At 64.8% G+C, this 14,784-nt stretch carries 12 protein-coding genes; 8 read left to right on the forward strand and 4 right to left on the reverse strand.

Features of this window, described 5'->3' with window-relative positions:
- Window positions 1-25: 25 nt before the first annotated feature.
- Window positions 26-1,861: an EAL domain-containing protein gene (locus ACI0FO_RS23040; protein ID WP_416030498.1), complete on the reverse strand. Its 1,836-nt coding sequence runs from the start codon at window positions 1,859-1,861 to the stop codon at window positions 26-28.
- A gap of 199 nt (window positions 1,862-2,060) precedes the next feature.
- Here ACI0FO_RS23040 and rdgB point away from each other — a divergent pair, with 199 nt between their 5' ends.
- The 5 genes from rdgB (at window position 2,061) to ntrC (ending at window position 8,287) form a co-directional block, all read left to right on the forward strand.
- On the forward strand, window positions 2,061-2,684 hold the full coding sequence (rdgB, locus tag ACI0FO_RS23045) for an RdgB/HAM1 family non-canonical purine NTP pyrophosphatase (RefSeq protein WP_416030500.1): 624 nt from the start codon (window positions 2,061-2,063) through the stop codon (window positions 2,682-2,684).
- A gap of 35 nt (window positions 2,685-2,719) precedes the next feature.
- Window positions 2,720-3,940 carry a radical SAM family heme chaperone HemW gene (gene hemW, locus ACI0FO_RS23050; protein WP_416030502.1) on the forward strand — a complete coding sequence of 407 codons (1,221 nt, stop codon included), beginning with the start codon at window positions 2,720-2,722 and terminating at the stop codon, window positions 3,938-3,940.
- A 184-nt stretch (window positions 3,941-4,124) separates the two neighbouring features.
- On the forward strand, window positions 4,125-5,537 hold the full coding sequence (glnA, locus tag ACI0FO_RS23055; RefSeq protein WP_105558241.1) for a type I glutamate--ammonia ligase: 1,413 nt from the start codon (window positions 4,125-4,127) through the stop codon (window positions 5,535-5,537).
- 192 nt (window positions 5,538-5,729) lie between these two features.
- The gene (gene glnL, locus ACI0FO_RS23060) at window positions 5,730-6,794 is read left to right on the forward strand and encodes a nitrogen regulation protein NR(II) (RefSeq protein WP_105558240.1); all 1,065 of its coding nucleotides are present in this window, start codon (window positions 5,730-5,732) and stop codon (window positions 6,792-6,794) included.
- Window positions 6,794-8,287: a nitrogen regulation protein NR(I) gene (gene ntrC, locus ACI0FO_RS23065; protein ID WP_416030505.1), complete on the forward strand. Its 1,494-nt coding sequence runs from the start codon at window positions 6,794-6,796 to the stop codon at window positions 8,285-8,287. The genes glnL and ntrC overlap by 1 nt, the downstream gene beginning before the upstream one ends.
- A gap of 70 nt (window positions 8,288-8,357) precedes the next feature.
- Here the strand turns inward: ntrC and ACI0FO_RS23070 are convergent, their stop codons facing one another.
- Window positions 8,358-9,272, reverse strand: coding sequence for a LysR family transcriptional regulator (locus ACI0FO_RS23070; RefSeq protein WP_416030507.1), 915 nt, complete (start codon window positions 9,270-9,272; stop codon window positions 8,358-8,360).
- 180 nt (window positions 9,273-9,452) lie between these two features.
- Between ACI0FO_RS23070 and ACI0FO_RS23075 the strand changes: the two genes are divergently transcribed.
- From ACI0FO_RS23075 to ACI0FO_RS23085, 3 genes are all read left to right on the forward strand, one after another.
- Window positions 9,453-10,151 (forward strand): pirin family protein, encoded by a 699-nt coding sequence (locus ACI0FO_RS23075; protein ID WP_416030509.1) that lies wholly within the window; start codon window positions 9,453-9,455, stop codon window positions 10,149-10,151.
- Between the two features lie 98 nt (window positions 10,152-10,249).
- Window positions 10,250-11,155 carry a pirin family protein gene (locus ACI0FO_RS23080; RefSeq protein ID WP_416030511.1) on the forward strand — a complete coding sequence of 302 codons (906 nt, stop codon included), beginning with the start codon at window positions 10,250-10,252 and terminating at the stop codon, window positions 11,153-11,155.
- 89 nt (window positions 11,156-11,244) lie between these two features.
- On the forward strand, window positions 11,245-12,222 hold the full coding sequence (locus tag ACI0FO_RS23085; RefSeq protein ID WP_416030513.1) for a Bug family tripartite tricarboxylate transporter substrate binding protein: 978 nt from the start codon (window positions 11,245-11,247) through the stop codon (window positions 12,220-12,222).
- 106 nt (window positions 12,223-12,328) lie between these two features.
- Here ACI0FO_RS23085 and ACI0FO_RS23090 read toward each other — a convergent pair whose 3' ends face one another.
- A complete protein-coding gene (locus tag ACI0FO_RS23090; protein ID WP_416030515.1) occupies window positions 12,329-13,105 on the reverse strand; it encodes an ABC transporter ATP-binding protein in 777 nt (258 codons plus the stop codon).
- A gap of 5 nt (window positions 13,106-13,110) precedes the next feature.
- Entirely contained in the window at window positions 13,111-14,781 is a 1,671-nt protein-coding gene (locus tag ACI0FO_RS23095; RefSeq protein WP_416030517.1) for an ABC transporter permease, read from the reverse strand.
- Window positions 14,782-14,784: the final 3 nt, after the last annotated feature.

A 14,784-nucleotide genomic window follows, 5' to 3' on the forward strand; every position in this document is an offset into this window, starting at 1 on the left:
CGCCGTGCAACCTTCGGCCGGCCAGCTAGCCGGCCAATTGGGGCAGGGCGCCGCCGGTATAGCGTTCGATCACCAGCGACAGGTTCCCGTGCTTGACCTTGTGCTTGACATGCGCGGCCGCCGACGCGATGTCCTCGGGGCGGATGCGCTCGCATAAAGACGGCGTGACGGTGAGCGCGCCCACGCCCAACGTCACGAACGGGAAAAAGCGCGGCACGCCATAACGGTCTTCGGCTTCGATGCCCCCGTTTTGGCGACCCTGATCGTCGTACAGGTCCATGGCCTGTTCGTTGAACTCGGCGATGATGCGTTGCACGCGCGGCATCCAGTCCAGGCTGCGAAACAGCACCACGAAGTCGTCGCCCCCCACGTGTCCCACGAAGTCGCGCAGCGGGTCGCAATGCCGTTTGACGACTTCGGCGGTCAGCATGATCATGTCGTCGCCGCGCCAGTAGCCGTAGACGTCGTTGAAAGGCTTGAAGTTATTGAGGTCGCCATAGCAGATCGTGAAGTCCGCCGCGTCCTCCAGCAAGGTGGCGATGTGCCGGCTGATGGGGATATTGCCGGGCAGCGACGTCAGCGGGTTGGCGTAGCGCGCCGCTTCGATCCGCATCTCGGTCACTGAGCGCACCAGGGTCTCGCCGGTGGCCAGGCCGTCATATCGGCCGTCCCGCGTGATGATCAGGCCGTCCATCAGGTAGCGCTGGTCTTCGGAAATCAGCACATGGCTAAGCTGATCGATCGACACGTTCAGGTCCACCAGCACCGGTTCGCCATTCATGAACGTCGAGCACGCGTCGCGGCCGAACAGTTCCCGCGTATAGCGTTGCGCGTAGTGTTCCGAGAAATCGCGGCGGTTGATGATGCCCACGGGCCGGTTGTCGCCGTCGACGACCGCGACGGCGTGCATGTTTTTGTGCTCGATGAACAGCCGATGCACATCGTCGTTGGTGTGCTGGTTCAACAGCGCGGCCGGCGCTTCCACGCGCAGGCTGGCGGCGGTGCCGCCGGCGGATCGCTGCGACAGGGGAGCGGGGCTGCGCACCCGCAGCGAGTCGCGCAGCGGCGCGGTCAACTCCGTCAACAGCGTTTCTTCGGGCCGTCCCAGGAACCAGCCTTGCGCGTATCGGATCTCCAGTTCGCGCACTACAGCCAGGTCTTCCGCCGTTTCTATGCCTTCGGCAACGATGGCCGTGCCCAAATGCTGCGCCACCTTCAGAATGGCCCGCACCATATTCTGCTTGCGATCGCTTTGGCCGATGCCGTCAAAAAAGTACCGGTCGATCTTGACCAGGTCGGGCTGCATTTCGGACCATAGCTGCAAGTTTGAATTGCCCACGCCGTAATCGTCCAGCGCGATGCGCATGCCGCGTTCGCGCAGGCAGGCGAATGCGCGGCCCAGTTCACCCATGTGGTCCGACAGCGGGTCTTGTTCGGTCAGTTCGACGATGATGCTGGACGCCGGCAGCGTGCAGTCCTTCAAAAGACGCAGCGGCATGTCGTCGCCCCACAGCGTCCAATAATGAATCAGCGCCGATCCTGATAAGTTCAGGAACAGCTTGCCCGCTGCGTCGTTGTCCTGGAAACCTTGCGCGCCGGCCCGGAAGCTGGCTAGTTCCAGTTGCGGGTGCAGTCCCTGGCGCCGGGCTTCGGCGAACAGGGCGTCGGGAAAATGCAGGGCGGTGTCGGCCGGGCCGCGGATCAGGCTTTCGTGGCCATAGATGCGGCTATGCGACAGGTCAACCACGGGCTGGTAGCGCGGCCGCAGCAGCCGTTCTTGCAAAATACCGGCCAAGCCGGCGGGTGCGGGCGCGTCGCCCGGCGAAGCGTGGAGGGTGCGGACCGCAGCCGTCTGGGGCATAGCGTGAAATGGGGTCATCGCCGAGGGCGTCAGATACGTTCAGTGACAAGATTAGCGATGTTGACGACAAAATATGTCTGTGTTGTTGCGGCCATGCGCGCAGCCCGGTCTTCAGGCGACGATTTTGATGCCCGAGCAGGGCGCGGGAACATCAAGCAAGTGGCGGCGCGGGCGGCCTGCGCCCTATACAATTTGCCTTATGACTTCCCCCAAGATTCCCGATTCCCTGCGCCGCATCGTGCTGGCGTCCAACAATGCCGGCAAGTTGCGCGAGTTTTCCGCCTTGTTCGCTCCCCTGGGCATCGAACTGGTGCCCCAAGGCGACCTGGGCGTGCCCGAAGCCGAGGAACCGCACGTTACCTTCGTTGAAAACGCCTTGGCCAAGGCGCGCCACGCCAGCCGCCTGACCGGGCTGCCGGCCCTGGCCGACGATTCGGGCCTGTGCGTGGCCGCGCTGGACGGCGCGCCCGGTGTCTATTCGGCCCGCTATGCCAAGATGCACGGCGGTGAAAAGTCCGACTTGGCCAATAACGCGCTTCTGACGCAGAACCTGGCGGGGCAGGCCGACCGCCGCGCCTGGTACGTGGCCGTGCTGGCGCTGGTGCGCTCTGAAAACGACCCGTGCCCGATCATCGGCGAAGGCCTGTGGCATGGCGAGATCATCGATCAGCCCGAAGGCGCGAACGGTTTTGGCTACGATCCCCATTTCTACCTGCCCGATATGGGGTTGACCGCCGCGACGCTGGACCCCGAGGAAAAGAACCGGGTCAGCCATCGCGCCCGCGCGCTGCGCGAGCTGCTGAGCAAGCTAAGCCAGGCTTGAGGGGAGCGCCCGCCGCGCCCGCTCCAGGAAACCGCATGTCCATCACTATTCCCATCCGCAACGAAATGGGCGCTTCGCCCTCGCGCCGGCTTGTGCCGGCCGGCGCCACGTTGACCAGCCTGCCGCCGTTGTCCGTCTATGTGCATGTGCCGTGGTGCGTGCGCAAATGCCCGTATTGCGACTTCAATTCCCACGCCGCGCCGGGCGAGATTCCCGAGCGCGCCTATCTGGACGCTTTGCGCAGCGACCTGGAACAGGCGCTGCCGTCCATCTGGGGCCGTCAGGTCGTGTCTGTCTTCATTGGCGGCGGCACGCCCAGCCTGCTGTCGTCGGCCGGGCTGGATGAGCTGCTGGCCATGTTGCGCGCCTGTCTGAACGTCTGGCCAGACGCCGAGATCACCATGGAAGCCAATCCGGGCACCGCCGAGGCCAGCCGCTTCCGCGACTACGCAGCCAGCGGGGTCACGCGCTTCTCGCTAGGCATCCAGAGTTTCGACAATGCCCAATTGAAGAAGCTGGGGCGCATTCACGATGCCGATCAGGCTCGCGCCGCCATTGGCATGGCGCAGCGCGCCGTCTCTCGGGTGAACCTGGACATGATGTTCGCATTGCCGGGCCAGACGCTGGACGCCTGTGTGGCCGACCTGCGCGAGGCGATCTCGTTCGGCACCGAACATTTGTCGCTGTACCACCTGACGATGGAGCCCAACACTGTCTTCGCCAAGTTCCCGCCGGAAGACCTTCCCGACGATGACACCAGCGCCGCCATGCAGGACGCCGTCGAGACCGAACTGGCGGCCGCCGGCTTGGCCCGTTACGAGGTGTCCGCGTATGCCAAGCCCGGCGCCCGTTGCCGCCACAACGTCAACTACTGGGAGTTCGGTGACTATCTGGGCATCGGCCCCGGCGCGCACGGCAAATTGTCGTTCCATGACCGTATCGTGCGAGAGGCGCGGCTGCGTAGTCCCGATTCCTGGATGCAGGCCGCAATGGCCCGGGACGGAAGCCATCTTGCCGAAAGCCGTCAAGTGGGCCCCGACGAGCTGCCTTTTGAATTCATGCTGAATGCGCTGCGGTTGAAGGACGGCGTACCCAGCACGGCGTTCAACGAACGCACCGGTATGTCGCTTGCCGCCATTGCGCACCAATTGGAGGCAGCCTCCAAACGGGGCCTGCTGGATGGCGATCCGACCCGGCTGAGGGCGACGCCCTTGGGGTGGCGGTTCCTGAATGATCTTCAGGAAATGTTCCTGTAGCGAAAATGCACCGAAATGGGGCAATCGTGCCCCACTATTTGCACCATACTGGTGCTACATTTTTCCGCGACCGTGCGGTTTTCCCCGGGGATTCCCGGGGGTAAAACCTGGCACGCTTATTGCTTCCCTCTTTTATGCCAGTCGAGAGGCAAAGCCCTCGACCTTTTTATCTAATGGAGATGACATGGCAAGCCCGAAAGACGTCCTGAAACAGATCGCCGATAACGAAGTCAAATTCGTGGATTTCCGCTTCACCGATACGGTTGGCCGCGAGCACCACGTTTCCGTGCCCACCAGCCAGATCGACGAAGACAAGCTGGAAAGCGGCCAGGCTTTCGACGGTTCGTCGATCCCGGGTTGGAAGGGTATCGAAGCTTCCGACATGCTGCTCATCCCCGATTGCTCGACCGGCAACCTGGATCCGTTCCGTGAAGAGCCGACCCTGATTCTGTCGTGCGACGTCGTCGAACCGTCGGACCTGAAGGGCTATGACCGTGACCCGCGTTCGCTGGCCAAGCGCGCCGAAGCCTACCTGAAGTCCTCCGGCCTGGGCGACACCGCCTACTTCGGTCCGGAACCCGAATTCTTCGTCTTCGACGGCGTGACGTGGAACACCGACATGTCGGGCACCTTCGTCAAGATCAAGTCGGAAGAAGCCTCGTGGTCGACCGGCCAGGAATTCGAAGGCGGCAACACCGGCCATCGTCCCGCCGTCAAGGGTGGCTACTTCCCCGTTCCGCCGGTTGATTCGTTCCAGGACATGCGTTCGGAAATGTGCCTGCTGATGGAACAAATGGGCGTGCCGGTTGAAGTGCACCACCATGAAGTGGCCGGCGCCGGCCAGCTGGAAATCGGCACCAAGTTCAGCACGCTGGTCCAGCGCGCCGACTGGACGCAGATCGTCAAGTACGTGGTGCACAACGTGGCCCACGCCTACGGCAAGACCGCCACGTTCATGCCCAAGCCCATCGTTGGCGACAACGGTTCCGGCATGCACGTGCACCAATCCATCTGGAAGGATGGCCAAAACCTGTTCGCGGGCAATGGCTATGCCGGTCTGTCGGAATTCGCGCTGTACTACATCGGCGGCATCATCAAGCACGCCCGCGCCCTGAACGCCATCACGAACCCCGGCACGAACTCGTACAAGCGTCTGGTCCCGCACTACGAAGCGCCGGTGAAGCTGGCCTACTCGGCCCGCAACCGTTCGGCCTCGATCCGCATTCCGTATGTCGGCAACCCGAAGGGCCGCCGCGTCGAAGCGCGTTTCCCGGACCCCCTGGCCAACCCGTACCTGGCTTTCTCGGCCCTGATGATGGCCGGCCTGGACGGCGTCCAGAACAAGATCCACCCGGGCGATCCGGCCGACAAGAACCTGTACGACCTGCCGCCGGAAGAAGACGCAAAGATCCCGACCGTGTGCTCCTCGCTGGAACAAGCGCTGGAAGCTCTGGACGCGGACCGCGAATTCCTGACCCGTGGCGGCGTGTTCAGCAATGACATGCTCAACGCCTACATCGATCTGAAGATGGCCGATGTGAATCGTCTGCGCATGACGACGCACCCGGTCGAATTCGACATGTACTACAGCCTCTGATCGTTTAGAGGCTGTGGCGGGGGGGAGCGCGATGATGTAGGCAGAAACCAGGGCCCACACCACGCGCACCACCAGGTCGCGGCTCGACGGTTTGTCCGCCAGGCGTCATGCCTGGCGGGCAGGGCGCCGGGTTCCGGCGCCGCCGTCGCGGGCGCGTTCCGCTTTCCCCCTGTCATTCGGGTACGTTGAAAAATGAATGTAGAAGCTCTCGATCTGCTTGCCACGTCCGTTTTCCTGGTCAACGAGCGCGGCCACATTGAATACGCCAACGCTGCCGCCGAAGATCTGTTCGGCCGTTCGCGCAAACAGCTTGGCGGGCACTCCGCCGCCACACTGTTCGACACCCCAGAGAATATCCAGTCCTCCATCGACCGCGCCGCGGCGGGCAGGTACGCCGACGTCAGGCAATTGGCCTCGTTGCGCCGCGCCGCCGAATCCGTGGAAGTCGCCGTCACGACGGTCGGGCTGACGGGCCAGCGCTGGCCCGTGCTGATAGAAACCCGCGAGATCGAACAACGTGTCCTGGCCGACCGCAATCATCGGCTGGTCGACGAAATCGAAGCGCACCGCGAGTTGCTGCGCAACCTTGCGCATGAAGTGAAGAATCCCTTGGGCGGTTTGCGCGGCGCGGCGCAGTTGCTGGAAGCTGAACTGCCCAGCGCGGCCCTGGCCGAATACACCCAGGTCATTATTTCCGAAGCCGACCGCCTGCAGGCGCTGGTGGACCGCTTGAGCGGTCCGCAACGTGTGCCGCTGAACGCGCGGCCGGTAAACATCCATGAGATCTGCGAACGCGTGTGCGCGCTGATCCAGGCTGAATTCCGCAACGACGTCACCATCCTGCGCGACTACGACGCGTCGGTGCCCGATTTGAAAGGCGATGCCGCCCGTTTGATGCAGGCCGTCCTGAATGTGGCGCGCAACGCCGCGCAGGAGCTGGTGGCGCGGCCCGACGGGCCAAAGACAGAGCCGGGCGTGGTGACCCTGCGCACCCGCGTGGCGCGCCAGGTCATGCTGGCCCACCGCCAGCACCGGCTGGCACTGGTGCTGTCCATCATCGATAACGGTCCCGGCGTGCCGGACCACATTCGTGACCGCATTTTCCACCCCTTGGTCACGGCCAGGGCGGGCGGCACGGGATTGGGCCTGAGCCTGGCCCAGGACTTCGTGCAACAGCACGGCGGCATCATCGAATTTGAATCCCGACCCGGGCGCACAGAGTTTCGCCTGGTCCTACCGATGGAGCCTGCACACTGATGAAACCCGTATGGATCGTCGACGACGACCAGGCCATCCGCTGGGTCCTCGAAAAGGCCCTGGCCCGCGCTGGTGTCCCCACCCGCAGTTTCTCCCAATCGGCCGACGTGCTGGAAGCGCTGTCGCGCGAAACGCCCGTCGCCCTGGTGTCCGATATCCGCATGCCCGGCGGCAATGGGCTGGAGCTATTGCGCCAGCTTAAAGAGCGCCATCCTGGCTTGCCCGTCATCGTGATGACCGCATTCGCCGACCTGGACAGCACGGTTTCCGCATTCCAGGGCGGGGCGTTCGATTACCTGGCCAAGCCGTTCGATGTGAACGAGGCGGTCGCGCTGATCCAGCGCGCCATGCAGGAGTCGACGCAACCGGAAACGCCCGAAGGGCAGGGCGAGGCCGCCCAGAACAACGAGCGCTGGATGATGACGCAGTCGTCCTCCACCGCCATGCAGGAAGTGTTCCGCGCCATCGGCAGGCTGGCCCAGTCCAAGGTGACCGTACTGATTACCGGCGAATCGGGAACCGGCAAGGAACTGGTCGCTCGCGCGCTGCACGGGCACGGCGTTCGCGCCAGCGGCCCGTTCGTGGCCTTGAACGCGGCCGCCATTCCGCGCGACCTGCTTGAGGCCGAACTGTTCGGCCACGAGCGCGGCGCGTTCACGGGCGCGAACAACCTGCGCCGCGGGCGTTTTGAAGAAGCGCATGGCGGGACGTTGTTCCTCGATGAAATCGGCGACATGCCGATCGAATTGCAGACGCGCCTGTTGCGCGTGCTGGCCGAGGGCAGCTTCTACCGCGTCGGCGGCGCACAGCCCGTGCGCGTCGACGTGCGCATCGTCGCCGCGACCCACCAGCCGCTGGAGCAGCGTGTTGAACAGGGCTTGTTCCGTGAAGACTTGTTCCATCGCCTGAACGTGATCCGGCTGCGCTTGCCGCCGTTGCGCGAACGCGTGGAAGACATTCCGGCATTGGCCCAGCATTTCCTGACCGCAAGCGCCCGCACGCTTGGCGTGCCGGTCAAGCGGCTGACGCCCGATGCGCTGGCGGTGCTGACCAAGTTCGACTTTCCGGGCAACGTCCGGCAACTGGAGAACTTCTGCCATTGGCTAACGGTGATGGCGCCGGGGCAGACCGTTGACCGTCAGGACCTGCCGCCGGAAATCCGCGCGCTGGAACATCAGCAGCAACCGGGCGCCGTGCCGCTGCGGCCGGCGACGCCCATGCCGGGCATCGGCACCGTGGTGCAGGCCCCGCAGGGCATGGACGACGGCGCGCCGCGCAATTGGCAGGATTCCCTGCTGCGCGATGCGCAGTACCGGCTGGAACGCGGCGAACCGGCCGTGATGGCTACGCTGACGCGACAGTTCGAAAAGATCCTGCTGCAAAGCGCGTTGGACGCCAGCCGCGGCCGCCGCGTCGAAGCCGCATCCCGCCTGGGCATCGGCCGCAACACGATCACGCGCAAGCTGCGCGAACTGGGGATCGAAGACGAATGACGGCAATGCGCGATGGGCTGCGCGCGTTATGCGCTTGGCCCATCGCGCGTGCCGGTCCGCGCGCCATCCATCAGCCCATCCCCAGCAAGCTCTCGCACAACCGTGGCGATTTCAGCTTCTGCAACCACCACTTCAGCGCTTCGCCCGGCGGTTCAGCGCGCCAGGCATAGGCGACGTGTTCCGTCAGGGACATGCCTTCATCCGTTTCACATACCATCAGCAGGCCCTGCGCCAGGTAGGGCGCCGCCATGGTCAGCGGCAGATAGCCGCAGCCCAGGCCGCGGACTTGCGCGTCGATCTTGGCTTGCATGGACGGCATCACCAGTGTCGGTTGGTCCGCCAGGATGCCGCGCGACTGTGGCGGCAGGTTGCGCGACGTATCGGCCACGACGACCGCGCAGTACTTCGTGATGTCCGCGCGGGTCAGGGGCTGCGGCACGGAAGCCAGGGGATGATGCGCCGCGACGCAGAAGGCGAACTGCGTCGTGCCGATTGCTTGTGACCGGTAGGGCCCCGTGGGCTCGGCATTGGCGCCCGCGCCAATCACCAGGTCGGCGCGTCCCGAGGTCAACGCGTCCCAGTTGCCGCTCAACACCTCGCTGGAAAAGCGCAGCGTGGTCGCGCTCTCGAGCGTCTGGAATTCGTCGATCAGGTCATAAAGCGGCCGCCACGGCAGCACCGCACTGACGGCGATGCGCAGTTCGACCTCCCAGCCGGTGGCGATGCGCTTTACGCGGCAGGCCAGGTCATCCAGCGACTGCAGCACATGACGCCCGTCCTTCAGCAGCGCTTCCCCTGCGGGGGTCAGCAACGCCCGGTGCCCGGAGCGGTCAAACAACAGCACGTCCAGGCCGTCCTCCAGCTTGCGGATCGAATAGGTGACGGCCGAGGGCACTTTACCCAGCTCGCGGGCGGCTTTGCCAAAGCTGCCGTGGCGCGCGATGGCGTCAACCAGGATAAGCAATTCAGGGGTGATGGGCTGCATGGCGGGGGCGGAAAAGGAGTATTCAGAATATTTGAATGGTTTCGTCAAAATATAGCGCCAAACGACAGGCGTGGCACGCGCAGAATATCACTCATGCCAAGCGTGCAACGAAGTTGATGCCGATAGGGCGCCACCGCCGCACGCTGTAGACCATTCATATTATTGAAACAGGAGTCCGCAATGCTTACGATCCGCCGCGCTGCCGAACGGGGCCACGCCAACCATGGCTGGCTCGATTCGTTTCACACGTTTTCCTTCGCCAACTACTACGATCCGGCGCATATGGGCTTTGGTTCGCTGCGCGTCATCAATGATGACCGTATCGCAGCCGGCCGCGGCTTCGGCACGCACGGCCATCGCGACATGGAGATCATCACCTATGTGCTGAACGGCGCGATTGCGCACAAGGACAGCATGGGCAGCGGTTCCACCATCCAGCCCGGCAACGTGCAACGGATGAGCGCCGGCCGCGGCGTGATGCACTCCGAGTTCAATCCGCTGCCTGACACCGAAACGCACATGCTGCAAATCTGGATCGAGCCCGACGTGACCGGCATTGCCCCGGAATACGAAGAGCGCGCGTTCAGCGATGCGCAAAAGCGCGGCCGGCTGCAAGCGCTGGTATCTCCCGACGGGGAGGATGGCTCGATGAAGATCCATCAGGATGCGCGGATGTACGGCGGCCTGTTCGACGGCGACGAGTCCGCCACGCTGGCACTGGCAGCGGGCCGCCGAGCCTGGGTCCATGTGGCGCGCGGCAGCGTGACGGTCAACGGCGTCGATCTCTCGGCGGGCGATGCGGCGGCCATCACGGATGACGCCCGTGTCGAACTGTCGGGCGGCAAAAACGCCGAAGTGCTGGTGTTTGATCTGGCATAACGCCTGAAGCCGGGCGGGAGATTCCCGCCCGGCGTATCTTTGAACGGGCCGTTGGGCCTTAACATGGCCATTGGCCTATTGATGCGGAGCGCTACCCCATGTCCACTTTGTCAAATGCAGGCGAAAACCAGATCGAAACCGTCGTGGTGCCGCGTACCAGCGACCTGGGCGGTTTTTCCGTGCGTCGCGCGATCCCGTCGGCGCAGCGGCGCACGGTCGGGCCGTTCGTTTTCCTTGATCACATGGGCCCCGTGGAATTTGATGCCGGCACGGGCATCGATGTCCGCCCGCACCCGCATATCGGCTTGTCGACCGTCACCTACCTGTATGAGGGGTCGATGGTGCACCGCGATGGCGCCGGCAATACCCAGACCATCCTTCCTGGCGAAGTGAACTGGATGACGGCCGGCCGCGGCATCGTCCATTCCGAACGCTCGTCGCCGGAAAGCCGCAAGGCGCCGCAGCGTCTCTGTGGCCTGCAGATCTGGGTGGGCTTGCCGAAGGAACACGAGGAAACAGACCCCGGTTTCACGCACTACGGGCTGGACGCGCAACCGGTGATCGAAGGCGAGGGCGTGCGCGCCCAGGTGGTGGCGGGCTCGCTGTTTGGCAAGACCTCGGCGGTCAAGACGCTGTCGCCGCTGTTTTACGGCGACCTGCAATTGCAGGCAGGCGCGACCACGGTGCTGCCGGCCGAATACGAAGAGCGCGCTGCGTACCTGGCCGAAGGCTCGATCGAGGTTGACGGGCAGGTATTTGAAAGCGGCCGTCTGGTGGTTTTCGCCCCCGGTCGGCCGGTACAGATCCGCGCCGTCACCGCCGCCCGCTTCGCGCTCTTGGGCGGCGAGCCCCTGGAAGGTCCGCGCTTCATCTGGTGGAACTTCGTCTCTAGCAGCAAGGACCGCATCGAGCAGGCCAAGCAAGAGTGGCAGCGCACCCGCTTCGACCAGATCGTGCCCGGCGACGAGACCGAGTACATTCCGCTGCCTGAACCGCGTGCCTGATTGCGTTTGCCGTATCCGCCACTGCCGCGCAAGCCTTGCGCGGCAGTATGATGCGCCTCCAAACCTTGATAACAACAGGATGGAGACTCATGCATCGCTATACCCTCAATCTGGTGCGCGGCGTCGCCGCGTTGGCGCTGGTCAACGGCGCGTCCGCGGCGGTTGCCGCGGGCTATCCGGCCAAACCCATCACCTTTATCGTGCCGTACACGGCCGGCGGCACCACTGATCTGGTGGCTCGTACCGCCGGGCAGAAAGTCGCTGAAAAGCTCGGTCAACCGGTCATCGTCGAAAACCGGCCGGGGGCGGGCGGCAATATCGGCATGGACGCGGTCGCCAAAGCGGCACCCGACGGCTACACGATCGGCTTCGGTGCAATTTCCACGAACGCGTTGAATCCCTTCGTCTATCCGTCGATGCCGTTCGATCCCACCAAGGATTTCACGGGCGTCAGCATGTTGGGCGCATCTACGGTGGTGCTTGAAACGGGCCCCGCGTTGAAGGTGGGCAGCGTCAAGGATCTGGTGGCCTACGCCAAGCAGCATCCGGGCACCGCCTTCGGCACGCCGGGCACCGGCACCTCCATGCATCTGGCGGGCGTCATGTTCGACCAGCTGACGGGTGCCGGCATGCAGCACATTCCGTACAAGGGCAGCGCCCAAGGCCTGAATGACTTGTTGGGCGGCCATCTTCCGGTCATGTTCGACAACCTGCCTGCCTCGCTGCCGCACATCAAGGCTGGCAAGGTCCACGCGCTGGCGGTGACGGGCAGCAAGCGGTCGCCGGCGCTGCCGGATGTGCCGACGCTGGCCGAACTGGGTTACGCAGGCGCGGTGGTGGATCCGTGGTTCGCGGTATACGGGCCGGCCAAGATGTCCCCCGAAGTCACCCGCGCGCTAAGCGAGGCGTTCCAGTGGGCGTTGGCGCTGCCAGAAGTGAAGGACAAACTGGAGCAGGCCGGTTTCATGCCCTATGGCTCGACCCCGCAAGAGGTCGAGCGCCTGACCCAGAGCCAGCACGAGGCCTTCAAGGCCCTGTCGCAGAAGGTCAAGCTAGCGGCGGATTAATGGGTGGTCGATGCCGCGGCGGTCGATGCCGCGGCGGTCGATGCCGCGGCGGTCGATGCCGCGGCGGTCGACACCGCGGCGGTCCGCCTTGCCGCGGGCCGCGTCGTCAGCGCCCGCGCGCGAATGCCTGCTCGCGCTGCGCCTCCAACGCTTCACGCCGGATGAAGTCCCGCACGAAATCGTTGCCGGGATGGTGGTGCAGGTTGTAAGGCGTATCCCACTGCGCGATCGCCCCCTTTGTCATCACGCCGATGCGGTCGGCGATGGCGAAGGCTTCGGCTTGGTTGTGCGTGACCAGAATGGCCGTGTGGCCCGTGGTCTTGAGAATGTCCCGCACTTCGAACGCCAGGCGTTCGCGCGTGTCCACATCCAGATTCGAAAACGGTTCGTCCAGCAACAACAGGTCGGGCGAGGGTGCCAGCGCCCGAGCCAGCGCCACGCGCTGCTGCTGGCCGCCCGAGATTTCGTGCGGGTAGCTGCTGGCGGCATGCGCCAAGCCCACCAGTTCCAACATCTCGTCGACGCGGCGGTTGCGGTCCGCGCGCGCAAGCTTGCGCAAGCCAAATGCCACGTTAAGCGCCACGGTCAGATGCGGGAACAGGGCGTAGTCCTGGAACATCATGCCGACGCGGCGTAGTTCCGGCGCGACTTGCTCGGTCGGAGACGAAATGACGGTGCCGTCCAGCAGGATGCGGCCCGCGCGCACGGGCTCGAAGCCGGCGATGGCGCGCAGCACCGTGGTCTTGCCGCAGCCGGATTCGCCCAGCAGGCAGCCGATGTGCCCGGCGGGCAAGCCAAGCGTCAGGTCTTGCACCACCGGTTTCAGGCCGGCGGGCGTGTCGTAGGCGAGTGAAAGGCGGTCGATTTCTAACAGATCGGGCACGATGATCAATGTCCCATTTTCAGATTGGTGCGCGCCAGCAGGATGACGGGCAAAAGGCCAGCCAGCACGATCGCCAGCGCCGCGACGGCGCCTTCCTCGTATGTGCCGCGGGCGGCTTCGGCGTAGAGCCAGGTGGCGAGCGTGTCGAAATTCATGGGGCGCAGCAGCAAGGTGGCCGGCAGCTCCTTCATGGCGTCCACGAAGACCAGCAGGGCGCTTGCGGCCAGCGCGGGGCGCAGCAGCGGCAGGTGGACCCGGCGCAACGTGCCCGCCGAGCTTTCGCCCAGCAGGCGCGAGGCCTGTTCCAGCGAAGGGGGGATGCGGGCCAGGCCCGCTTCCAGCGCGCCGGTGGAAATCGCCAGGAACCGGATCACATAGGCGCACACCAGCGCGCCCATGGAGCCCATCAGGAACAATCCTGAGCCGCCGAACACCGTGGCAACCGCGCTGTCGATCCAGACGAAGGGCGTCAGCAGCCCGATGGCCAGAACGGTGCCCGGCACCGCGTAGCCCAGGCTGGCGATACGCGCGCAGGCACGGCCCGGATTGAAGCTGGCGCTTTCGCGCAAGGTCCGCCCGGCCCAGGCGACGATCAGGCCGCAAAGCAGGGTCACGATGGTGGCGCTGAACGCGACGATCAGCGTGTTGCCCAGGCCATTGATCAATTGGTCAGATACGCCACCCACCAGATGCAGGCGCTTGTATGTTTCGAAGATCAGGTAGGCGGCGGGCGCAATGAAACCCAGCACGACGGGGATCCAGCCCAGCACGGCCGCCACGGCAGCGGACGCCCCGCGTAGCCGGCGCGGTTGCATAGGGCGCATGCGTTGGGTATTGGCATAGCGCTGGCGCTTGCGGCCATGGCGTTCCAGCATGATCAACCCGATCACGATGGCCAGCATCGTCAGCGCGATCTGCGCCGCGCCGGCCAGGTCCGACCGCGTGACCCAGGTGGTATAGACCGACACTGTCAGCGTCTGCACGCCCAGGAACTCGGACGCGCCGATATCGTTCAACGTTTCCAGCAGCGCCAGGCTCACGCCCACGACGATGGCCGGACGGGCCAGGGGCAGGGCAACGCGGAAGAACACGGCGATGCGGCCCGCGCCCAGCGTGCGCGCCGCTTCCAGCAAACTGGCCGCCTGGGTCATGAACATGACGCGGGTGCTCAGGTAGACATACGGATACAGCACGAATCCCAGCACGAAGATCGCGCCATAAATGGACCGCAGGTCGGGCAGGCGGAACTGCCGCGGGCTGTCGTAGCCCAGCAGCGCGCGGATCGCCGTCTGGATCGGCCCGATGGGATGCAGCAAGTCCAGGTAAGAGAACGCGATGATGTAAGTTGGCACCGCCAGCGGCAGTAGCAGCGCCCAGGTCAGGATGCGGCGCGTGGGGAAGTCGTAAGCGGTCACCAGCCAGGCGGCGCCCGTGCCCAACAGCGTCACCATCACGCCCACGCCCGCCAGCAACAGGGCCGTGTTGGCCAAGGCCTGGGGCAGCACATAGCTTGCCAGATGCTGCCAGTGCGAAAGTTCACCGCCCAACGCCCACCAAAGCAGCGTCAGCACGGGGGCCAGCACCGCCAGCGCGATCAGGCCGGCACCTGCGAGCCAGCCGGCGCCGCGTTCAGTCCAGCGCAAACGCAGCGGCCGGGGCAAGGATTCTGTGTGCATGCT

Origin of the sequence: Achromobacter marplatensis (assembly GCF_049060505.1) — a bacterium.
GTDB classification, from domain to species: Bacteria; Pseudomonadota; Gammaproteobacteria; order Burkholderiales; family Burkholderiaceae_B; genus Achromobacter; species Achromobacter marplatensis_A.

Coding starts and splice junctions, on each gene's coding strand:
- ACI0FO_RS23040 (WP_416030498.1), bottom strand. CDS start 1,861: ATGCCCCAGACGGCTGCGGTCCGCACCCTCCACGCTTCGCCGGGCGAC.
- rdgB (WP_416030500.1), top strand. CDS start 2,061: ATGACTTCCCCCAAGATTCCCGATTCCCTGCGCCGCATCGTGCTGGCG.
- hemW (WP_416030502.1), top strand. CDS start 2,720: ATGTCCATCACTATTCCCATCCGCAACGAAATGGGCGCTTCGCCCTCG.
- glnA (WP_105558241.1), top strand. CDS start 4,125: ATGGCAAGCCCGAAAGACGTCCTGAAACAGATCGCCGATAACGAAGTC.
- glnL (WP_105558240.1), top strand. CDS start 5,730: ATGAATGTAGAAGCTCTCGATCTGCTTGCCACGTCCGTTTTCCTGGTC.
- ntrC (WP_416030505.1), top strand. CDS start 6,794: ATGAAACCCGTATGGATCGTCGACGACGACCAGGCCATCCGCTGGGTC.
- ACI0FO_RS23070 (WP_416030507.1), bottom strand. CDS start 9,272: ATGCAGCCCATCACCCCTGAATTGCTTATCCTGGTTGACGCCATCGCG.
- ACI0FO_RS23075 (WP_416030509.1), top strand. CDS start 9,453: ATGCTTACGATCCGCCGCGCTGCCGAACGGGGCCACGCCAACCATGGC.
- ACI0FO_RS23080 (WP_416030511.1), top strand. CDS start 10,250: ATGTCCACTTTGTCAAATGCAGGCGAAAACCAGATCGAAACCGTCGTG.
- ACI0FO_RS23085 (WP_416030513.1), top strand. CDS start 11,245: ATGCATCGCTATACCCTCAATCTGGTGCGCGGCGTCGCCGCGTTGGCG.
- ACI0FO_RS23095 (WP_416030517.1), bottom strand. CDS start 14,781: ATGCACACAGAATCCTTGCCCCGGCCGCTGCGTTTGCGCTGGACTGAA.